This is a genomic window from Thiomonas sp. SCN 64-16 (assembly GCF_001725585.1).
In the GTDB taxonomy this organism is placed as follows: Bacteria; Pseudomonadota; Gammaproteobacteria; order Burkholderiales; family Burkholderiaceae_C; genus Thiomonas; species Thiomonas arsenitoxydans.
Map to the genome: position 1 here is coordinate 48,741 of NZ_MEGQ01000020.1, position 19,517 is coordinate 68,257.

The following is a 19,517-nucleotide window of genomic DNA, read 5'->3' on the forward strand; positions in this document are numbered from 1 at the left end:
TGCGGCCACATGCTCAAACGGCCTACTCGGGTTTGCTTCGATAGGGTTCATCCGCAGGCAGAAAAACATGCTCGGCGCGTGCCTCCTCGGCCCACTTGGCCACCGCCGGATGGGCGGCGACATCCTGCACATAACGCCAGGCCCAGTCCGGCAGCGTGGGGCGGTAGGTGACAAAACGCATGCAGACCGGGGCGTAGAACGCATCGACCAGGCCGAATGCGCCGAAGAGGAAGGGGCCGCCGCTGGTCTGCAGCGCGCCTTGCCACATGCGCAGGATCTGGTCGATGTCGCGCTGCACGGCCGTATTCCAGCCCCGCCCCGGCAGATCGGCCTCGATGTTCATCACCATGTGCTCGCGCAAGGCGCCAAAGCCGCTGTGCATGCTGGCGCACAGGCAGCGAGCCAGCGCCCGCTCGGCCACGTCGCGCGGCCAGAGTGCAAGCTCCGGAAAACGCTCGGCCAAGTATTCGCCGATGGCCAGCGAGTCCCAGATGCGCAGATCGCCGTCTTCGAGCACCGGTACCTTCGCCACGGGCGAGAGGGGCGACAACTGCGCGGCAAACTCGGGCGTGTCGAGCCAGTGCTGGCGTTCTTCGAAGGGAATGCCAAACGCGGTCATCGCCACCCAGGAGCGCATGGACCAGGACGAATAATTTTTGTTGCCGATGTGCAGGATGAACATGACGGACCTTCGCGCGGGAGAGAAAGGCCGCCATTGTCCCGCCCGGCCCCGCGCTTTCCAAACCGTTTTTTCGCATGGCCGCCATGCGGCCGGCGCATGGTGGATGCCCTTGGAAAATCAGCGCCCCGCAGTCGCCCGCATCGGCCCGTATTCCGACTCCTGATACTTCGGGTCGAGGTAGGTGGGTGCGATGGCCTCCAAAGACTCGGGGTGCGGCACGCCGAGCTCCGGCGCGAAGCCGGGCAGGGCCCCGCTGCATACACTGTCGACCTTCATCGAGTCGAGGTTGTCACGGCTCATCACCGGCTCGCCCGGGGCGAGTTCCATCATCAGCGCCTGCAACCGCCCCAGCGCATCAGGCAGGGGGATGATGCTGCGCCCTCTGCCGCCGCCCACCCGCGCCCACTGGCCGGAAAGCCGCACCAGTTCGGCCAAGGTATAGGTGCCCGGGCCACAAAGTTCGTAAGTCTGGCCGAGGGTTTCACGCGCCTGCGGGCCCACGAGGCTGCTGGCAAAAGCCGTGACCACGTCGCCGACATACACCGGGGCAAAACGGGTCTTCGCCCCGGCCAGCGGCACGACCGGAAACACCCGCTGCAGCTTGGCGAAGGTATTGAGAAAGTTGTCTTCGGGGCCGAACACCACCGAGGGCCGAAAAATAGTGAGGTCGATCCCGGCCTGCGCCTTGAGCGCCGCCTCGCCGTCGCCTTTGGAGCGCAGATACATCGACGGCCCGTTGGAATCGGCCCCGAGCGCGCTCATGTGCACCACGCGGCGCACGCCCTGCTGCGCGCAGGCGGCGGCGATGCGGCGCGGCAAATCGACATGCGCGCGGGCGAAGTCGGCCCCGTAGGGCTGGCCGCGCCTGCCTTGCAGAATGCCCACGAGGTTGACCACGGCGTCGCGCCCGGCCACCAGTTTGGCCAGCTTGGCGTCATCATGCACATCGATCTCGACCACATCGACCAGCGGCAGTTGCACCAGATGACGGGCGCGCTGACGGCGGCGGGTGGGTACGGTGACGAAATGATTGGCCAGCGACAGGGCGTTGACCAGGCGGCTGCCAATGAAACCGCTGCCGCCGATGACGAGAATGTTCTGCTGCTGCATGAGAGTTCCTGAAAGATCGCGACAGGGCAAAGTGTGCCAGAACCCCGCCGGAAGGGGAATGCGCCGCATCAAGCCCCGGCACCCCGTGTTGCCGCTCAAGGAAACGTGGGGGCGCTCAGTGCGGATTGCTCAGGGCCGATTGCCTTGATTGCTCGCCAGCATGGCGTCGGGCGAGCCCACATCGCCCAGTCTGGCTTTGAGCGACTGCGGCTTGCCGCTGAGGATGGCGGCGTACACCGTGGCGTTGGCCAGCACGCGTTTGACGTAATCGCGGGTTTCGGGAATGGGTATGTTTTCGGCGAAGATGGCGCCGGGCAGCAGCGGCTGATCGGGCAGGCCCATATTGCGCCAGCGCAGCGGCCGCCCCGGCCCGGCGTTGTAGCCCGCGGCGGCCAGCGCCTCGGAGCCATCGAACTGCTGCAGCAGCCCGCCGAGGTAGGCGCTGCCGAGTTGCACATTCACCCCCACGTCGGCGATCTGGTCGTGGCTGTAATCGGTCAGGCCGATTTTGCGCGCCACCAGTTTGGCGGTGGCCGGCATGAGTTGCATCAGCCCCGAAGCGCCCACCCACGACTTGATGTTGGCGATAAAGCGCGACTCCTGCCGGATCAGGCCGTAGAGAAAAGCCTCGTTCACGTCTTCGGCCGCAGAGGCTTTGGCGATGGCTTCACGGTAAGGCATGGCGTAGCGCTGGGCAATATCCACCCCGCCAGTCACCCGTTCGCTGGTGTTGATGCAGCGATCCCAGAGCTGTTGCTGGCAGGCCAGTTCGGCTGCGCCCTGCATTTGCTGGTTGTCGAGCCCGCGTAGGGAAAAATTCCATTCGCGCACGGCCTCATTGCGCAGGTCGATGCTGAACAAGGCCAGCGAGCGCTGCAGCCCCGGCCGCGCCGCTTGCTGCGCAACGACCGACAATGGCGCCGGGGGCAGGGAAGCCGGCAGGCTGACCTTCATGCCCAGCGCGTCGGTGGCGAGCTGGCCGTAAAAATCCCAGGGATTCGCCACCTCGGCCAGCAGCGCGCGGCCCTCGATCGGGTGGCCGAGTTTTTCGAGCGCGCGGGCGTGCCAGTAGCGCCAAGACAGATCTTTGTCGCCCTGATCGATCAGCGTGCGCGTGGCGCTGCGCACCAGCGGCCAGTCTTGCGCGCGCAGCGCGGCGCGCACCTGCCATTCGAGCACCGTGGTCGAAGGCACAAAGGCCGGATCGGCCTGGCCCATGCGGGCATACCAGCGGGCGGCTTCGGGTTGCAAATTGAGCGCGGCCGACAGACCGATGCGTCCCCAGATCTGGGCCCGGTCTCGCGCGGGCAGCGCGGAGAAATTGTCTTGCAGCAGGCGTGCGGCCTGCCCTGGATCTTGCCGCGCCATGCTCAGCAGCGCCAGCACCAGATATTGCCGCTGATCGGCGTTGGCGATCGCCGCAGACGGCCCCCGCCGCACCACACCCAGCAGGTAGCGCACTGCGTCGGCGTCGGTCTGCGCCAGAATGCGCCAGCTCCCCGTCGGCAGAAAGGGCGCGAGCAGATCGCGCGCCTGCTTGGCGCGGCCGTCTTCGTAAAACCGGCGCATACGCTGCCACAGCATTTCGCGCGGCATGGCGCCGTCTTGCAGCAGCGCGCTGGCCGCACTGTTGCAGCCCACGCCGCCATAGCGCTGATCCATCCACAGCTTGAACACCTGCGCCGTCACGTCGGCATGCTGGGTGACGAACTGGCTCTGCAGGTCGTAGCACTGCACCTGCGGGTCGTCGCGCATGATGAAGTGCGGATAGACGCGGTTGAAATCGGTCCAGTCTTCGCGCTTGCCCAGCTCTAACAGCCAGTCGTTGCGCAGACGGTCGAGCACATAAGTGTGCGGATAGGCGCGGGCGAAGGCGTCGAAATCGGCTTGCGTGGCTTCGGAGAGCGTGGGCTTGATCGCCCAGTAAGCCACCCAGGGTTCGAGCAGCGTGCCCTTGAGTTGCCGCAGGGCATCGAGCGCGGGCTGCGGGTCGCCGCGCTGCGAGGCCTTTTGCGCGGCCAGCAGCAACTGCGCCTGATCGAGCGGAATGACGGGCATGGCCGGCATGACCACCGGCGCCGCACTCACGCTGGCCTGCGCAGCGGGCGCCGCCGCACGGGCGGCGATGGGCGCAGACTGCGCCATCGCCAGCGGTGTGAGCACACTCAGACCCAGCACGCCGAAACAACGCGCGAAGCGGCGCAAAATAAGCGGCAACAACCGATTCATTCTCATAGGACGTCAGCTTACCGTGAACCCGCCCCTGTACGACCCATTGTCCCCAGAGACCGATCAGCAATTGCGCCCCAATCTGCGGCGCGAACTGATCGCCAAACGCCAGGCCCTGCCCGACCTGGAACGCCGCGATGCCGAGCTGACCGAGCGCCTGCTGCAGGTGCTCGACGCCCTGGAGCCCGAAACCCTCGGCGCCTACCGCGCCACCCGCGGCGAGTTCGACCCCATGCCTGCCGTCACCCAATGGCTGGCGGCGCACCCGGAATGCACCCTCGCCCTGCCCCGTGTCAATGAAGCCACCAAGGAAATGACCTTCTTCGCTTGGGCGCCGGGCGAGCCGCTGCGTCCTGGCCCCTACGGCATCGCCGAACCCACGGGCGAGGCCGTGCTAAACCCCACCACCCTGCTCGTCCCCTGCGTGGGCTTTGCCGACGTCGGGCTGCGTCTGGGCTATGGCGGTGGCTATTACGACCGCTACCTGGCCGGGCGCGAAGAGGTTTACACCGTGGGCCTGAGCTATGCCTGCTGCGAGCTGCACCAGCTCGACATGCAGCCGCACGACCAGCTCATGGACTTGGTGCTGACCGAAGACGGCCTGTACGGCCTGGACGCGCTCTCGCTCACCCTGGTCGATTGAAGCCCAAGGTCGATCCGCTGCTGGAATACGCCGAAGTCGCCCGCGACGCCAGCGGCCAGGCGTCCAGCCCGCGCTACGGCGACATCTACGCCAGCCGCGCCGGCGCGCTCGGACAGGCGCGCGGCGTTTACCTGCAGGGCTGCGGCCTGCTCGACACCCCGCCGCGCTGGGCGGGCCGCGAGCAGTTCACCGTGCTGGAAACCGGCTTCGGTCTCGGGGTGAACTTTCTCGCCACCTGGGCGGCGTGGCGCGCCGACCCGCAGCGCTGCGCCCGGCTCGACTACGTCAGCCTGGAACTTCACCCGGTGCGCGCCGCCGATCTGCTGCGCCATGCCCCGCCCGAATTGCAAGCGCTCGCCGTGGAACTGGCCGCGCAATGGCCCGCTCCGGTACGCGGTCTGCACCGCATCCTTCTTGATGCGAACAGGCTGGACGCCCCCCACGCTCCGGCTGCGCTGCCCGCCGGGGAACCCATCCCCACCCCAACCCTCCCCACAAGTGGAGAGGGAGTAACCACGCCTCCCCCACCTCGTGGGGGAGCTTGGGAGGGGGAGTTGCCCGCCTTGGAGCAGTCCGGCGGCGGGGTGCATCTGCTGCTGGCCTTTGGCGATGCCGCCGAACTCGCGCCCAAACTCAAGCTGGCCGCCGACGCGCTCTACCTCGACGGCTTCGCGCCCGCGCGCAACCCCGCCATGTGGACGCCCGAGCTCTTCCGCGCCCTCGCCCGCCTGGTCAAGCCCGGCGCCCGCGCGGCCAGCTACACCGTGGCGCATGCCGTGCAAAAAGGACTGGAGCAGGCCGGCTTCACCATCGAACTGCAACCCGGCTGGGGCGGCAAGCGGCAGCGCCTGCAAGCCACCTTCAACCCCTGCTGGAAGCGCACCCGCCACACCCTGCCCGCACCCTGGCCCGCAGCGCTGCCGCGGCATGCCGTGGTCATCGGCGCCGGTCTCAGCGGCGCCGCCTGCGCCCATGCCTTGGCGCAGCGCGGCTGGACGGTCGAAGTCCTCGAATCCGGCCCGCACCCCGCGGGCGGCGGCTCGGCCATGCCCGCAGGTCTGGCGCATTTTCAGCCCTCGGCAGACGACAACCTGCTCTCGCGCCTCACCCGCGTCGGCATGGCCGCATTGCGCCGCGCGCTGCTACCCGATTCGGGCGACCTCGCGCAATTCGGTCCGGCCACCCTCACCCCCGCCGACGCCGCCGACGAAAAGCGCATGCAAGACTGGCGCTCAAGCGTGCACCTGCCCGCCGAAATGGCGCAATGGAACGAAGTCGGCTGGCAAGTGGACAGCGCCGTGCTCGCCAATCAGGCCCTGTGCGCGGCTTGGCTCGACTCCCCGCGCATCACCCTGCGCTGCAACACCCAGGCGGCTCGGCTGCAACGCGACGGCAGCACTTGGCGCGTGCTCGACGCCGCCGGGCAAGCGCTAGCCCACGCGCCGCTGGTGGTCCTCGCGAGCGCGCTGCAAACCCCGGCGCTGCTGGCCGCCAGCGGGCTGATTCCCAGCCCCGACTGGCTGCCCCTGCACCCCTTGCGCGGCCAGGCGCAGGCGCTGCCCGCCCGCCTCTGGCCCGCGCTGCAAGGGCTTGCGCAGCCGTGGATGGGTAGCGGTTATGTGCTGCGCCTGCCGCGCGCGGCGGCGCGCCTGCTGCAAGAGTCTGGCGAGCAAGACTGGCTGTTGATCGGCGCTACCTTTGAAACCGAAGACCAGCCCCTCACCCCCGAACAAGCCTGGGCGCACAACCGCGCGGGCCTGAGCGCGCTCACCGCCTCGCCGCCCCTGCCCGAACACACTGCCGCGCTGCGCCACTTTGTCGGCACGCGCGCAGCCAGCACCGACCGTCTGCCCTACTGCGGCCCCGTCGCCGATCTCGCGCCGCTGCTGGCCGACCCCCAGCGCGCCGCCGGCAAACAATTGCACGAACTCCCCCGCCTGCCGGGCTTGGTCGTGTGCACGGGCATGGGCTCGCGCGGCCTCACCCTTGCCCCGCTGCTGGCCGAAACCCTGCTTGCCCAGATCGAAGGCACGCCGCTGCCCCTCGAAACCGACCTGGCCGACAGCATCGACCCCGCCCGCACGGCCTTGCGGCGCCTGCGCCACGCACAAACGTAGCCGCCTGATTGAGCCAGAGCCCCCTCGTGGCGCCCCGGATGGACAACGCCCCGGTGCGTTTGTAAAGTGCGACAAAACACTTTCTCTACTCCCGGGAGGCTTTCATGCTGGGTGAATTCGTCAGTGCCGAGCAGTACGCCCGCCTGCTGCAACGCGGGCAACAAGACAGCGAAGGCTGGCTGCAGTTCGACCCGGCGCAAATGCAAAGCCACTACAACCGCCACCCTTTTCTGCTGCAGCATCGGCTGAACCAGCACCCGATGTTCGACATCGAACCTTTGTTCGATTTGGCCCGCCGCCATCCGGCCAACAAGGTGTCGTTCCGCCGCGGCGACATTGCGCCCGATGCCGACTTCGAAGCCTCTTTTGTCCGCACGGATACGGAGCTGACGCTCGACCATTTGCTGACGCACTTCGAGCCCTTGCACGGCTATATCTGCATCAGCAACCCCGAGCAGGATGCGATTTACCGGCCGCAGATCGAGAGCTTGCTGGCGGAGATCACCGCGCACACGCACCCGCTCGACCCGCACATCACCTGGTACTCGACCTATGTGTTCATCTCGGCGCAAGGCGCCGTTACGCCGTATCACATGGATCGGGAGATGAATTTTCTGCTGCAGATTCGCGGCGAAAAGACCGCCGATCTGTGGAGTCAGACCGACCCGCTCATCATGAGCCCGGCGCAGAAAGACCGGCTGCTGGCCTACGAGGGCACGCGGCCGCCCTACAAACCGGAGTTCGAGCAGCGCGCCCTGCACTTCTCGCTGCGGCCTGGCCTGGGTTTGCATCACCCTTTCATCGCGCCGCATCGGGTGTGGACGCATTCCAACCTGTCCGTCTCGCTGGCCTTCACCTTCCGCACCCGGCAGTCCGACCGCCACACCGCCGCGCATCAATTCAATGCCCGCCTGCGCCGCATTGGCCTGCAAAACCCCAAACCCGTGGGTGAAAGCGCCTGGGTCGACGGCGCCAAAGCCGGTTCCTTGCACGCCCTGCAGCGCCTGCGCCACCCGCTGCAGCACGCCGAACATTGACGCAAGACTGCGCCCCGTATGTCTTCTCAGCCGCCGATCTCGATGGCCCGCCATGCCTCGAACTGCTGCTGCAGCCAGTCCAGCATGGCTGCCACTTCCGGGCGCTGCCGCGCGCCGGAACGCACCGCCAGGTAGTAGCCGTAGCCGGCATCGACCCGTCGGCCCACCGGGGCGATCAGCGTGCCAGCGGCCAGCAGGTCGCGGATGAGGCCGATCTGCCCCATCGCCACGCCCTGCCCGGCCACCGCGGCCTGAATGACCTGATAGGTGTAGTTGAACCGCAGCCAGCGCTGCGGCTCGGGTTGCGGCAAGCCCAGCCCCGCATACCAGCCGCCCCACGACAGCGCCTGAAGATTGGCGCGGGCGATGGGCGGCGCGCTGTGGATGCGCACATCGTCAATCCACACGCAGCGGGGCAGATCGTCCAGAGCGCCGGGCGCGCGGCCGGTCTGCGCCAGCGCGGGGCTGCACACCGGAGTGATTTGTTCGCCGAACAGAAAAGTGGTGTGCGGCGCGCGGGCCAAGGGGTTGTCGTCGCGCAGGCGGCGGATCGCCATGTCCAGCCCGCCGGCTTCCAGATCGCTGAGGTTGTCGAACGTTTCGACGGCGATGTCGATGTCGGGATGGGCGCTCTGAAATTCTCCCAGCCGGGGAATGAGCCACTGGCTGGCGAGCGAGGCAAAAGTGGTGATCTGCACCCGTGGCCGCCCCTGGCTGACGCGCAGCCCCTCCACCGCAGTGTCGAGTTGCTGCAGCGCCTGCCTCACCACCACCGCGAACTGCTCGCCAGCGGGTGACAGGCGCACGCGCGGCCCCTCGCGCACGAACAGCGGCACGCCGACGCTGGCTTCCAGAGTCTGGATCTGACGGCTGAGCGCGGACTGCGTCAGCGCCAGGGCATCGGCCGCGGCAGTGAAACTGCCCAGCCGCGCCGCCGCCTCGAAGCCGCGCAAATTGCCCGCATCGACCTGACGACTGCGCGGCGTCAGCACGGCCGAAACGGCCGCTTGGCGTTGGGCACCATCATCCATTTTTCGCATGATGAACCTTCCGTATTTGCGCTTTTTACAGCCCGATCATCCGCCTAGACTTCAATCAACATGAGGACCGAGAGCGAACCGAGAACTCTTTGGCGCTCTTCGTCTTCATGCCCTTTTGACATGCTATCGTGACAAACCAACGGGAGGTCATCATGCCGCAGACCGAAGTGTCCATCCAGCGCGACTGGATCCTGTTGCAGCCCGGCGATTTGCTGACGCTGCGAAACGCCGCAGGGCAAAGCGTGCGGCTGGAGTCGGCGCAGACGCTGGCGTCACAGCCCGGCCCGGTGCGCGTCTGGCTCACCGAAGAAGGCCAGCCGGACGACGTGTTTCTGCACCCTGGAGACGGCTACACGGTACGCGGCTCAGGCCGGGTGGTGCTCACCGTGTGGTGCGGCACGGCGCGGCTGCGCTTGGGCAACTGCGACCGAGTCGCCTCGTCGCCTCACACCGCCATGCCGAGTTCGCGCTCCATCCAGTCAGCCAGCGCGTGGGCCACGGCGTGCGGCGCTTCGGCCATGAGGTTGTGACCGCATTCGAGCATCACCGTGCGCTGGCGCGGCAACGCCGCGCGCAGGTCTTCGGCCTGCGCGGGCGGCGTCATGCGGTCGTGCTCGCCGAGCAAAAACAATGTCGGCCCGCCCCACGAGCGCGCCGCCGCCTCGCCCGCCGAATAGCGGTCGCAGGCGGCGAGATCAGAGGCCAGCAGACTGCCCTCGGCCCAATGGGCCTGTTGCCGCAGCAACAGCTCACGGTAGGCCTGCGGCGACTGAAAACCCGGCGCGGGGGTGAGCGGCTCAGCCTGGGCGTAAGACCACTTCACCACATTGTCGATGGCCTCTTGCGGCGCCTCCTCGGCCTGCACCAGCAACTTGCGCGACACCCGCATGGGCCAGGAGATGCCCAGTAGAGCCAGCCCTCTGAGCTGACCGGGGCGCTGGCCTGCGGCATGCAGCGCGACCAGCGAACCCATGCTGTGACCGGCCAGCACCACCGGGCCGATCTGACGGGCGTCGAGCTGCGACCAGACCCAGTCGGCCATGCTCTCGATGCGGGCCAGCGGCGGCGCGGGCGTGGCGCCGTGCGCGGGAAACTCCAGCGCCAGGCAATGCCAGCCCCGCGCCGTCAACCAGTCGGTCTGCGCCACCCACACGCTGGCGTCGCCGCCCGCGCCGTGCAGCAAAACGAGGGGAATGGAGGAAGGATGATGGGCGGACATGGCGTTTGGTTCAAAAATGGGCTGTCAAGGAAATGCCGGGCCGCCCCAAGTTTCCTTGACCCCCATGGGGGGCGGGTCGGCGAGCCGACCCTGGGAGTCTGTCGGGCTTGGGGCGTGGATGGCGAAAAATGGCGATGTGGAAGCCATGTGACGGCGGATTTGCCGCCCCATAGCCGTCGCTATGGGGCAAAAAGCCGCTGGCACAGGGCACCGCAGCGCCATTTTGCAGCCCCCGATCCTCAAGTCCGACAGACTCCTAGGGGCGCCCAGCAAGCGCAAGACCTGCGGGAATGACCTCTGGTCTGTACGCAATGGACTGACTATATTTCACTTACTGAAAAAAACAGAGGAGAACGCCATGAAAGTCAGCGACATTCTGCGGGTGAAAGGTCATGTGCTGTTTACCGTGCCGCCCGAAGCCCGCCTGCTGCAGGCGGTGCAGACCATGGCCCAGCATGACATCGGCTCGCTGGTGGTCATGGCTCACGGCAAGCTCGTCGGCCTGCTCACTTTTTCGGAAGTGATGGCCGCGGTCGCCGAGGGTGAAGGCGTGCTGGGCGATCACATCGTGGCCGAACGCATGGACACGCATTACGAAGTCTGTGGCCCCGAAACCACGCTGGACACCCTGCGCCGCACCATGCTGGAGGCCGGCGTGCGCTACATCCCGGTGATGCAGGACGATGCGCTGCTGGGCGTCATCTCGTTTCACGACGTGGCCCAAGCCATCGTGCGCGAGCAAGACTTCGAGAACCAGATGCTCAAGGCCTACATCCGCGACTGGCCGGAAGACGAAGGCCAGCCCGAAACGGCCGGGGCGCCCGTGCCCGCCTCGGCTCCGGCGCGAAGCTGAACCTGAGCCGGGGGGCAGGTAGCATTCGGGGGCGGCGCCAACTCGCGCCGCGCTGAATCCTCCCTCATGCCCACCCTGCTCTATCTCCACGGCTTTCGTTCGTCGCCGCAATCCGCCAAGGCGCGCGTCACAGCGCAGCGCTTTGAGCAAATCAATCAGCAGCGCACCCGCCAAGGTCAGCCGCCGCTGCGCTGGCTCTGCCCGCAACTTCCGCCCTCGCCGCGCGCGGCGATGACGCTGTGCCACGACTTGTTGGGCAACATACGCGGCGACGATCTCTGCCTCATCGGCAGTTCGCTCGGCGGGTTTTACGCCACGTACCTGGCGCACACCCTGCAGGCCCGCGCGGCGCTGCTCAACCCCGCGGTCGATCCGGCGCGAGATCTGCGCGGGCAGATCGGCCACCTCACCACCTGGCACGACCCGGCGCTGCAATTCAACTTCACCGCGCAGCATGTGGATGAGCTCCACGCGCTGGAAGTCGGCGATCTGCGCGCCCCCGTCCCCGATCCGCAACGTTACTTGGTCATCATTGCGCAGGGCGACGAGGTGCTGGACTGGCGCGAAATGGCCGCACGCTATCGCGGCGCGAAGTGCAGCGTGCTGCTCGGCGGCGATCATGCGCTGTCGGATTACGCGCAGCGGCATCTCGACCCGGTTCTGCGGTGGTGCCTCAACCCCGCTTCAAACGACTTTTAAAGGACTCTCCTCATGCGACTTCAAGACCATATCGCCCTCATCACCGGCGCGGCCCAAGGCATCGGCCTGGCCACGGCGCGCAAATTCGCCGCCGAAGGCGCCAGCCTGGTGCTATGCGACCGCAACCCGGCCACCCTCGACCCCGTTGCAGACGAGTTGCGCCGCGGCGGTGCGCAAGTGCTGGCGCAGGCGCTCGACGTGTCCGACCGCGCCGCGTTTACCACGCTGGTCGACGCCGCCATCGCCCAGTTCGGGAAAATCGACACCCTGGTGAACAACGCGGGCATCACCCGCGATGCGCGGCTGGTGAAAATGACCGACGAGCAGTTCGACGCCGTGATCGACGTGAACCTGCGCGCGGTGTTCCGCTGCACCCAGATCGTCGCGCCGCACATGATCGAGCGCGGCCGCGGCGCCATTCTCAGCGCGTCCAGCGTGGTCGGGCTGTACGGCAACTTCGGCCAGACCAATTACGCCGCGACCAAGGCCGGCATCATAGCCATGACCAAGACCTGGGCGCGCGAACTCGGCCCCAAGGGCGTGCGGGTGAATGCGGTGGCGCCCGGCTTCATCCAGACGCCCATGCTCGCCACCATTCCCGACAAGGTGATGGAACAAATGGCCGAGCGCGTGCCGCTACGCCGCCTGGGAAAGGCGGAAGAAATCGCCAACGTCTACGCCTTTCTCGCCAGTAGTGAAGCCTCCTACATCAGTGGCGCGGTCATCGAGGTTGACGGCGGTATGACCCTATGAGAGGTGAGCCCCCACGCTCACTGCGTTCGCTGCCCCCCCGAGGAGGCGGCGCAGCCCTTCGGGCGGCCGGACGGGCTGCGCGCTTTAGTTCGTTTGACGGAGACTCCGATTGAGTAATGTGCTGTTCGAAGATGGTGGCAAGTTTCACGCCGGTCGCATCATGAGCGAGGCCGAGGCCAGTCTGCAGGTCGAGCTCGATTCGGGCAAGCGGCAGAAAATCAAGGCGGCGCAGGCGCTGGTGCGCTTCGACAAACCGGCGCCTGCCGAACTCATGGACTGGGCGCAGGCGCAGCAAGAAGACATCGACCTCGATCTGCTGTGGGAATTCGCCCCGGAGGACGAATTCCATTTCGATCAGGTCGCGGCCGACTACTACGGCGGCACGCCGGACGCCGGACAGCGCGCGGCCATATTGCTGCGGCTGTTCGGCGCGCCGCATTACTTCCAGCGGCGCGGGCGCGGCGGCCAGTTCCGCAAGGCGCCCACGCAGCAGGTGCAGGCCGCGCTCGCGGCTATCGCCCGCAAGGAAGAACAGCTCCGCCAGATCGACGCCTTCGCCGCCGAACTGGCCGCGGGCCGCTGCCCGCCGGAAATTACCGACAAGCTCTATCAAATCCTGTTCAAGCCCGACAAAAACAGCCCGGAGTTCAAGGCCGTGGCGCTGGCGGTCAAGCAGACCGGGCATGGCGCGCTCACCCTGTTGCGCGACGCCGGGGCCATCGCCTCGCCGTGGGCGTTTCACATGCAGCGCTTTTTGCTGGAACGCTTTCCCAAGGGCACGGCCTTTCCGGCGCTGCCGATGCCGTCGTTCAACGAAGCGCTGCCGCTGGCTGCGGCTGCGGCGTTCAGCATCGACGACTCGGCCACCACCGAGATCGACGATGCGTTTTCGCTGCAATGGCTGGACGATGGCCGGGTGCGACTGGGCATTCACATCGCCGCCCCGGCGCTGGCGCTGACGCGCGATTCCGACTGGGAGCAGTTCGCGCGCAACCGCCTGTCCACCGTGTATATGCCGGGCGACAAGATCACCATGCTGCCCGACGCCCTGGTGCAGACCTTCACCCTGCAGGCCGGCTGCGACTGCCCCGCGCTGTCGCTGTACTGCACCGTCGGCAGTGACCTCCAGGCTTCCGAATTCGAAACCCGCGTGGAGCAGGTGCGCATGGCCAGCAATCTGCGCCACGACCAGCTCGACGCCCTGGTCACCGAGGAAGCCCTGACGGCCGACCCGGCCACGCAAAGCTACCCCCACGCCAAAGAGCTGGCGTGGCTGTGGACATTCGCGCAGCAACTCAAGCGCGGCCGAGAACAGGTGCGCGGCAAACCCGAGCGCGCAGGAGGCGTGGACTACACCTTCCGCATCGACGGTCTGGAGCGCGGCGCCGAAGCCGCCACGGTTCGCATCGAGCCGCGCCGACGCGGCGCGCCGCTGGACACCATCGTTTCTGAGCTGATGATTCTGGCCAACGCCACCTGGGGCGGCTGGCTCGCCGAGCTGGGCATGCCCGGCATCTACCGCAGCCAGAGCGGTTTCGGCGCCAATCTGCGCACCCGCATGGGCCTCAAACCCGCGCCGCACCAGGGCTTGGGCGTGGCGCAATACGCGTGGTGCACCTCCCCGCTGCGGCGCTATGTCGATCTGCTCAACCAGGGCCAGCTCATCGCTTGCGCCCGCTTCGGCAAGACCGCGCTGCTGCAGGCGCCGTTCAAGCCGCGCGACCCGCTGCTGTACGCCATCGTCGAGTCGTTCGAAGACACCTACAAGGCCTACGCCACCCACCAGTCGGCGCTGGAACGCTACTGGACGCTGCGCTATCTGGCGCAGCAAGGGCTCGACACGTTTGAGGCCAGCGTGCTGCGCGAAGGCGCGGTGCGCGTGGACGGCCTGCCGCTGGTGTTCACCGCCGTGGGCGCACAAGACCTGCCGCGCAACACGCGGGTGCAGGTGCAGATCACCGGCACCGACCTCATCACCCTGGAGGTCTTTGGCCGCGTGCTCAGCCAGCTCGACGCCCCGCAGCAAGCCGCGGCCACGGACACCGAAGCCAGCGCTGAAGTCAGCGAGGAGGACGACGAAGAGGGCGACGAAGCCGTCGCCCTGGCCGCGCCCATCAGCGTGGCGGTCGATACCGATGAGCCCGACGCCGAATCGGCCGCCCCCGCCGCGCAGCAGGCTTCGTAAAATCGCCGCTGCTTGGTCTGCCCTGCCCCCTCCGTGCCCCCCCTCCGCCTGCGCTCCCTCACCCCGTTGCACTGGGCTCTGATCGCCTCGGTCGGGGTGCATCTCGCGCTGCTGAGCCTGCGCTTTGCGGCGCCCGAGACCTTCAACCGCATGTTCGACAACGCGCCGCTCGACGTGGTGCTGGTGAACCAGCGCACCGACGACGCCCCGGCCAAACCGCAGGCCATCGCCCAGGCCAACCTCGACGGCGGCGGCGACGCCAACAAGGGCCTGGCCACCACGCCGCTGCCGTTCACCGCCGATGTCTCGCACGGCGACGCGGCGGTCAATCAGCAGCGCAGCCTCTCGGCGCTGGAGCAAAAGCAGCAACAGTTGCTCACCCAGGTGCGGCAGCAGATCGTGCAACTGGCGCAGACCGTGCGTCAGGAAAACGATCCGGCGAAACAACAGGCGCTGGAGCAGAAACGGCGGCAGTTGCTCGATATGCTGGGCGCCATCGAGCGCCAGATTCAGCAGCAGAACGCCAAGCCGCGCCGCCGCTTCATCGGCCCGTCCACCCGTGAAGCCGCCTACGCGCTGTATTACGACAAGCTGCGCACCAAGATCGAAACCCTGGGCACGCGCGAGTTTCCGCAAAGCGGGGGCAACAAGCTGTATGGCAGCCTCATCATGTCCATCACCGTCGACGCCAGTGGCCGGGTGGTTTCCACCGAAATCGTCCAAAGCTCGGGCAACCCCACGCTCGACCGACAGGCGCGCGCCATTGTCGAGGCCGCGCAGCCCTATGGCCGGTTCACCGAGGGCATGCTCAGGCAGGCCGATCAAATCGTGGTGATCTCGCGTTTCCGCTTCACCCGCACGCAGGGCCTGGAAACCGCGGTGCAGGCCCCGCAAAACCCGGCGCAAGCCACACCCTGACGGCAGACGCTTCCATGACTTCGCCCCCGCCCCCACTCTACGCCGTGTTCGGCAATCCCATCGCGCACAGCCGCTCGCCGCGCATTCACGCCTTGTTCGCCGAGCAAACCGGCGTGGCGCTGCGCTATGAGGCGCGGCTCGCCCCGGTGGATGGCTTCGAAGCCGCGCTCGACGCCTTCTATGCCGAAGGCGGCCGGGGCGCCAACATCACGGTGCCGTTCAAATTCGACGCCTGGCGCCTGTGCGTCCGCCGCAGCCCGGCGGCGCAACTGGCGCAGGCGGTCAACACCCTCGGCTGGGACGAAGGCGGCCTGTGGGGCGACAACACCGATGGCATCGGCCTGGTGCGCGATCTGGCCCGCGTGCTGGCCGCCGATACCCACCGCCCGCTGCAGGGGCAGCGCGTGCTGCTGCTCGGCGCTGGCGGTGCGGCCAGCGGCGTACTCGGGCCGCTGATCGCTGCAGGCGCGCGCGCCATCGCCCTGTGGAACCGCAGTGCCGACAAGGCCCAAGCCCTGGCCGCACGCCACAGCGCCCTGGCCGCGCAGCACGGCGCCGATCTGCAAGTGGTGCTCGAGCCGCCAACACACTGGGCCGATGGCGTCATCAACGCCACCGCCGCCAGTCTCGACGGCCGCGCGCTCGATCTGCCGGACGGCGTGCTGCGCCCCGCGCAGTGGGCCTACGACATGATGTACGGCGCGCACGACACCCCCTTTGTCGCACAGGCCCGCGCCGCGGGCGCCAGCGCCTGGGACGGGCTGGGCATGCTGGTGGAACAAGCCGCGCAGAGCTACACCCTGTGGCACGGCGAAGCGCCGACCACCGCCCCGGTGCTGGCCACGCTGCGCGCCGAACTCGCCGCCGCCCGCCAACACTCAGCATGAAACGAGACAGACCCGCGCCGCTGTGGCGCCGCCTGCTGTGGCTGTTCGTGCTTTCCGGCCTGGTGCTGCAAGGCTATTTCGCCCTGCGCATCGCGCTGTGGACAGTCATTCCGCCGTCCAGTACCACCTTCATGCGCGCGGCCGAACTGCGCATCCTCAAAAGCGGCGACACCGTGCCCTGGAAGCACGACTGGGCGCCTTACGACGCCATCAGCCCTTACCTCAAACGCGCCGTGGTCGCCTCGGAAGATGCAACCTTTCTCACCAACGACGGCGTGGACTGGGACGCCATTAGAAACGCCTGGGATCGCAACCACAGTCGCCGCTTCGAGCGCAGCGGAAGAGTCGTCGGCGGCTCCACCATCACCCAGCAGCTCGCCAAAAACCTGTTTCTCTCGCCCGAGCGCGACTATCTGCGCAAAGGCCAGGAGCTGATCATCACCTTCATGCTCGAAGGCATTCTGGGCAAGCGCCGCATTCTGGAGATCTACCTCAACAGCGTGGAATGGGGCAACGGCATCTACGGCGCCGAAGCCGCCGCGCAAACCTACTTTCACACCAGCGCCGCCCGACTCAGCCCGGCGCAGGCCGCAAGGCTGGCCGTCATGCTGCCCGCCCCGCGCATTTATCAAAAGCGCCTGTACTCGCCGTACATGAACGGCCGCACCGCAGTGATTGCCGCGCGGCTGTGGGATGTTCAAGTGCCGCGCTAAGCGCCAATCAACCCTTACTCATGTCCGCAAACGCACCGTCGGCCGCCTGCAGCGTGGCCTCGATCACCGCATCATCGTGCGCCGCGGAGACGAAACCCGCTTCGTACATGCTCGGCGCCAGATACACGCCGCGGTCGAGCATGGCGTGGAAAAAGCGCTTGAAAATCTCAACATCGGCTTTGGCCATATCGGGATAGTTGCGCGGCAGCTCGGCGGCGAAATAAAAGCCGAACATGCCGCCTTCGCTGTCGGTGCGGAAAGTCACCCCGTGCCGTGCAGCGGCGGCGTCCAGGCCGCGCATGAGTTTTTGGGTCGCCGCGCTCAGGCGCTCGTAAAACCCCGGCTGCTGGATCAGGCGCAGTTGTGCCATGCCGGCAGCCACCGCCACCGGATTGCCCGACAGCGTGCCCGCCTGGTACACCGCGCCCAGCGGCGAGAGCTTGTGCATCACATCGGCGCGGCCGCCGAAGGCCGCCAGCGGCATGCCGCCGCCAATCACCTTGCCCATCACCACCAGATCGGGGCGAATGCCGTACACCTGTTGCGCGCCGCCCAGCGCCACACGAAAACCGGTCATCACCTCGTCCCACACCAGTAACGCGCCATGCTCGGTGCAGAGCTCGCGCAGGCGCTGATGCCAGGCCGGTGTGCCCCGGATGAAATTCATATTGCCCGCGATGGGTTCCACCATCACGCAGGCGATTTCGTGTCCCTGCCGGGCAAACAATTCCTCGATCTGGGCGATGTTGTTGAACTCCAGCACCAGCGTGTGCTTGGCCAGATCGGCAGGCACCCCGGCGGAGCTGGGATTGCCGAAGGTCAGCAAACCCGAACCGGCCTTGACCAGCAGACTGTCGGCATGGCCGTGGTAGCAGCCTTCGAACTTGACAATGGCGTCGCGCCCGGTGAAGCCGCGCGCCAGGCGGATGGCGCTCATGCCGGCTTCGGTGCCGCTGGACACCAGGCGCACCATTTCGACCGCAGGCATGAGCTTGCAAATGGCTTCGGCCATGTCGATTTCGTCGGCCGTGGGCGCGCCGAAACTCAGCGAGCGGGTGGCGGCCCGCTGCACCGCCTCGACGACCTCCGGATGAGCGTGCCCGGCGATCATCGGCCCCCAGGAGCCGATGTAGTCGATGTAGCGCGTGCCTTCGGCGTCGATCATGTAGGGGCCTTCGGCGCGGTCGATGAAGCGCGGCACGCCGCCGACCTGGCGAAATGCGCGCACCGGCGAGTTGACCCCGCCGGGAATGGTGCGCTGGGCGCGATCGAACAGTTGCTGATTCGTGATGGACATGAGGCTCTTTCCTTGAACGAACATCGCCCCGACTAGCAGGGCGATGAGAAAAAAACGGGATAGGGGTTGTTTGACTGGCGCCCGGGCCGCGGAATGCCAAACGTGCCCGAGGCCCCCGAGGTCACTGCAAGGTCGGCGTGCCCGGCTCGCTCGGCGTATCGTCTTCCTCCTCGGTGGGCTGCGCCCAGAAGAAGCGGTCGGGCACCACCTGACCCATGCCGGGGCGGTAGCCGAAATCGAGGCAATGATCGAGGTATTCGATGGCCTCATGCACCGCCTGGTCGAGCTTTGCGCCATTGGCGAGTATCGCGGTGAGCACCGCCGACAAGGTATCGCCCGCGCCGGTGAACCCGGCCTCGAACAGCTCGAAACTCTCGCGCAGCAACACCCGCCGCGGGCTCATCAGCACGTTCTCCACCCTGCCCTCGCTGGCCACGATACCGGTCACCAGCAGATATTGCACCCCGAGTTGCTGCGACTTTTGCATCAGCGCATCGAGCGTGGGCGGCGCTTCGCCGTCCCACTCCGGCAGCAACAACTGGGTGAGCGCGCTCTGGTTGCCGGTGAGCACGCGGGTTTGCGGCAGGATGAGGTCTTGCATCGCCTTGATGTAATCGTCGGTCTGCGACTCGTCGAGCACGTGGAAATTGCTGGCATAGGTGACCAGCGGCACCTGGCTGTAGTCAGCCAGCAGTTCGGCCACGGCATTGACCACGTCGACGCTGCCGAGAAAGCCGACCTTCCAGGCCGAGATCTCGACGTCTTCGAGCACGGCCCGCGCCTGTTCCACTACGGCGTCGGCCTCGATCTCGATGGTGTCGAAAATCTCTGCGGTATCGCGTACCCAGAGCGCGGTCGTGACCGGCAGAGGATGGCAGCCCACGGCCGAGCACGACGCCAGATCGGCCGCGAGCCCCGCGCTGCCGCTGGGGTCAGCCGCGTTGAAGAACATCACGGCGGGGGGGGATTCTGTGGATTCGGTCATCATGCTGGCATGGTAGTGCGACTGCAGGTCGGCGCAAGCCTGGCCCCGCACCGGCCGGGACTGTCCGGATTTTTGTGTTCGAGGCGCTGGGAGACTTTTCCACGGCGTCGGTCGGCGCTTGCGACGAACCGAGCGACGCGGTGGGAAAGT

Annotated in this window: 18 protein-coding genes; 11 read left to right on the forward strand and 7 right to left on the reverse strand. The window is 67.2% G+C overall.

What is annotated here, in order from left to right:
• Positions 1-22: 22 nt before the first annotated feature.
• The 3 genes from ABT24_RS07150 to ABT24_RS07160 form a co-directional block, all read right to left on the reverse strand.
• The gene (locus tag ABT24_RS07150) at positions 23-682 is read right to left on the reverse strand and encodes a glutathione S-transferase family protein (protein WP_276730322.1); all 660 of its coding nucleotides are present in this window, start codon (positions 680-682) and stop codon (positions 23-25) included.
• A gap of 117 nt (positions 683-799) precedes the next feature.
• Positions 800-1,792: a complex I NDUFA9 subunit family protein gene (locus ABT24_RS07155; protein ID WP_276730317.1), complete on the reverse strand. Its 993-nt coding sequence runs from the start codon at positions 1,790-1,792 to the stop codon at positions 800-802.
• A gap of 129 nt (positions 1,793-1,921) precedes the next feature.
• Positions 1,922-4,021, reverse strand: coding sequence for a lytic transglycosylase domain-containing protein (locus tag ABT24_RS07160; RefSeq protein ID WP_276730314.1), 2,100 nt, complete (start codon positions 4,019-4,021; stop codon positions 1,922-1,924).
• A 22-nt stretch (positions 4,022-4,043) separates the two neighbouring features.
• Between ABT24_RS07160 and ABT24_RS07165 the strand changes: the two genes are divergently transcribed.
• From ABT24_RS07165 to ABT24_RS07175, 3 genes are all read left to right on the forward strand, one after another.
• Positions 4,044-4,664, forward strand: coding sequence for a 5-formyltetrahydrofolate cyclo-ligase (locus ABT24_RS07165; RefSeq protein WP_276730311.1), 621 nt, complete (start codon positions 4,044-4,046; stop codon positions 4,662-4,664).
• Positions 4,661-6,781, forward strand: coding sequence for an FAD-dependent 5-carboxymethylaminomethyl-2-thiouridine(34) oxidoreductase MnmC1 (mnmC1, locus tag ABT24_RS07170; RefSeq protein ID WP_276730308.1), 2,121 nt, complete (start codon positions 4,661-4,663; stop codon positions 6,779-6,781). The genes ABT24_RS07165 and mnmC1 overlap by 4 nt, the downstream gene beginning before the upstream one ends.
• Positions 6,782-6,885: 104 nt before the next feature.
• Positions 6,886-7,818 (forward strand): transcription factor jumonji JmjC domain-containing protein, encoded by a 933-nt coding sequence (locus ABT24_RS07175; RefSeq protein ID WP_276730306.1) that lies wholly within the window; start codon positions 6,886-6,888, stop codon positions 7,816-7,818.
• 26 nt (positions 7,819-7,844) lie between these two features.
• On the opposite strand, the gene ABT24_RS07180 is transcribed toward ABT24_RS07175, so the two are convergent.
• Positions 7,845-8,858 carry a LysR substrate-binding domain-containing protein gene (locus tag ABT24_RS07180; RefSeq protein WP_276730305.1) on the reverse strand — a complete coding sequence of 338 codons (1,014 nt, stop codon included), beginning with the start codon at positions 8,856-8,858 and terminating at the stop codon, positions 7,845-7,847.
• 152 nt (positions 8,859-9,010) lie between these two features.
• Here ABT24_RS07180 and ABT24_RS07185 point away from each other — a divergent pair, with 152 nt between their 5' ends.
• On the forward strand, positions 9,011-9,388 hold the full coding sequence (locus ABT24_RS07185) for a DUF2917 domain-containing protein (protein WP_276730303.1): 378 nt from the start codon (positions 9,011-9,013) through the stop codon (positions 9,386-9,388).
• On the opposite strand, the gene ABT24_RS07190 is transcribed toward ABT24_RS07185, so the two are convergent.
• On the reverse strand, positions 9,304-10,077 hold the full coding sequence (locus ABT24_RS07190) for an alpha/beta fold hydrolase (RefSeq protein WP_276730301.1): 774 nt from the start codon (positions 10,075-10,077) through the stop codon (positions 9,304-9,306). The two genes, ABT24_RS07185 and ABT24_RS07190, sit on opposite strands and share 85 nt — an antisense overlap.
• Before the next feature lie 358 nt (positions 10,078-10,435).
• Here ABT24_RS07190 and ABT24_RS07195 point away from each other — a divergent pair, with 358 nt between their 5' ends.
• The 7 genes from ABT24_RS07195 (at position 10,436) to mtgA (ending at position 17,085) form a co-directional block, all read left to right on the forward strand.
• Entirely contained in the window at positions 10,436-10,930 is a 495-nt protein-coding gene (locus ABT24_RS07195; RefSeq protein WP_276730298.1) for a CBS domain-containing protein, read from the forward strand.
• Positions 10,931-10,996: 66 nt separating this feature from the next.
• On the forward strand, positions 10,997-11,629 hold the full coding sequence (locus ABT24_RS07200; RefSeq protein WP_276730296.1) for a YqiA/YcfP family alpha/beta fold hydrolase: 633 nt from the start codon (positions 10,997-10,999) through the stop codon (positions 11,627-11,629).
• Positions 11,630-11,641: 12 nt separating this feature from the next.
• A complete protein-coding gene (gene fabG / locus ABT24_RS07205; RefSeq protein ID WP_276730293.1) occupies positions 11,642-12,382 on the forward strand; it encodes a 3-oxoacyl-[acyl-carrier-protein] reductase in 741 nt (246 codons plus the stop codon).
• Between the two features lie 160 nt (positions 12,383-12,542).
• Positions 12,543-14,567, forward strand: coding sequence for a ribonuclease catalytic domain-containing protein (locus ABT24_RS07210; RefSeq protein WP_502689010.1), 2,025 nt, complete (start codon positions 12,543-12,545; stop codon positions 14,565-14,567).
• Between the two features lie 33 nt (positions 14,568-14,600).
• On the forward strand, positions 14,601-15,485 hold the full coding sequence (locus tag ABT24_RS07215) for a cell envelope integrity TolA family protein (RefSeq protein WP_276707735.1): 885 nt from the start codon (positions 14,601-14,603) through the stop codon (positions 15,483-15,485).
• 14 nt (positions 15,486-15,499) lie between these two features.
• Positions 15,500-16,372 carry a shikimate dehydrogenase gene (gene aroE, locus ABT24_RS07220; RefSeq protein WP_276730288.1) on the forward strand — a complete coding sequence of 291 codons (873 nt, stop codon included), beginning with the start codon at positions 15,500-15,502 and terminating at the stop codon, positions 16,370-16,372.
• Positions 16,369-17,085, forward strand: coding sequence for a monofunctional biosynthetic peptidoglycan transglycosylase (gene mtgA / locus ABT24_RS07225; protein WP_276730286.1), 717 nt, complete (start codon positions 16,369-16,371; stop codon positions 17,083-17,085). Before aroE ends, mtgA begins: the two co-directional genes overlap by 4 nt.
• A gap of 7 nt (positions 17,086-17,092) precedes the next feature.
• Here mtgA and hemL read toward each other — a convergent pair whose 3' ends face one another.
• Both hemL and thiD read right to left on the reverse strand, forming a co-directional pair.
• Positions 17,093-18,382, reverse strand: a complete 1,290-nt coding sequence (hemL, locus tag ABT24_RS07230) for a glutamate-1-semialdehyde 2,1-aminomutase (RefSeq protein ID WP_276730285.1) — start codon at positions 18,380-18,382, stop codon at positions 17,093-17,095.
• A gap of 121 nt (positions 18,383-18,503) precedes the next feature.
• Positions 18,504-19,367 (reverse strand): bifunctional hydroxymethylpyrimidine kinase/phosphomethylpyrimidine kinase, encoded by an 864-nt coding sequence (gene thiD / locus ABT24_RS07235; RefSeq protein WP_231836205.1) that lies wholly within the window; start codon positions 19,365-19,367, stop codon positions 18,504-18,506.
• Positions 19,368-19,517 lie beyond the last annotated feature (150 nt).

Excerpts from the sequence above, each read along its gene's own strand:
- ABT24_RS07150 (WP_276730322.1), bottom strand. The coding sequence starts at position 682 with ATGTTCATCCTGCACATCGGCAACAAAAATTATTCGTCCTGGTCCATG.
- ABT24_RS07155 (WP_276730317.1), bottom strand. The coding sequence starts at position 1,792 with ATGCAGCAGCAGAACATTCTCGTCATCGGCGGCAGCGGTTTCATTGGC.
- ABT24_RS07160 (WP_276730314.1), bottom strand. The coding sequence starts at position 4,021 with ATGAATCGGTTGTTGCCGCTTATTTTGCGCCGCTTCGCGCGTTGTTTC.
- ABT24_RS07175 (WP_276730306.1), top strand. The coding sequence starts at position 6,886 with ATGCTGGGTGAATTCGTCAGTGCCGAGCAGTACGCCCGCCTGCTGCAA.
- ABT24_RS07180 (WP_276730305.1), bottom strand. The coding sequence starts at position 8,858 with ATGCGAAAAATGGATGATGGTGCCCAACGCCAAGCGGCCGTTTCGGCC.
- ABT24_RS07185 (WP_276730303.1), top strand. The coding sequence starts at position 9,011 with ATGCCGCAGACCGAAGTGTCCATCCAGCGCGACTGGATCCTGTTGCAG.
- ABT24_RS07190 (WP_276730301.1), bottom strand. The coding sequence starts at position 10,077 with ATGTCCGCCCATCATCCTTCCTCCATTCCCCTCGTTTTGCTGCACGGC.
- ABT24_RS07195 (WP_276730298.1), top strand. The coding sequence starts at position 10,436 with ATGAAAGTCAGCGACATTCTGCGGGTGAAAGGTCATGTGCTGTTTACC.
- ABT24_RS07200 (WP_276730296.1), top strand. The coding sequence starts at position 10,997 with ATGCCCACCCTGCTCTATCTCCACGGCTTTCGTTCGTCGCCGCAATCC.
- fabG (WP_276730293.1), top strand. The coding sequence starts at position 11,642 with ATGCGACTTCAAGACCATATCGCCCTCATCACCGGCGCGGCCCAAGGC.
- ABT24_RS07210 (WP_502689010.1), top strand. The coding sequence starts at position 12,543 with ATGAGCGAGGCCGAGGCCAGTCTGCAGGTCGAGCTCGATTCGGGCAAG.
- aroE (WP_276730288.1), top strand. The coding sequence starts at position 15,500 with ATGACTTCGCCCCCGCCCCCACTCTACGCCGTGTTCGGCAATCCCATC.
- mtgA (WP_276730286.1), top strand. The coding sequence starts at position 16,369 with ATGAAACGAGACAGACCCGCGCCGCTGTGGCGCCGCCTGCTGTGGCTG.
- hemL (WP_276730285.1), bottom strand. The coding sequence starts at position 18,382 with ATGTCCATCACGAATCAGCAACTGTTCGATCGCGCCCAGCGCACCATT.
- thiD (WP_231836205.1), bottom strand. The coding sequence starts at position 19,367 with ATGACCGAATCCACAGAATCCCCCCCCGCCGTGATGTTCTTCAACGCG.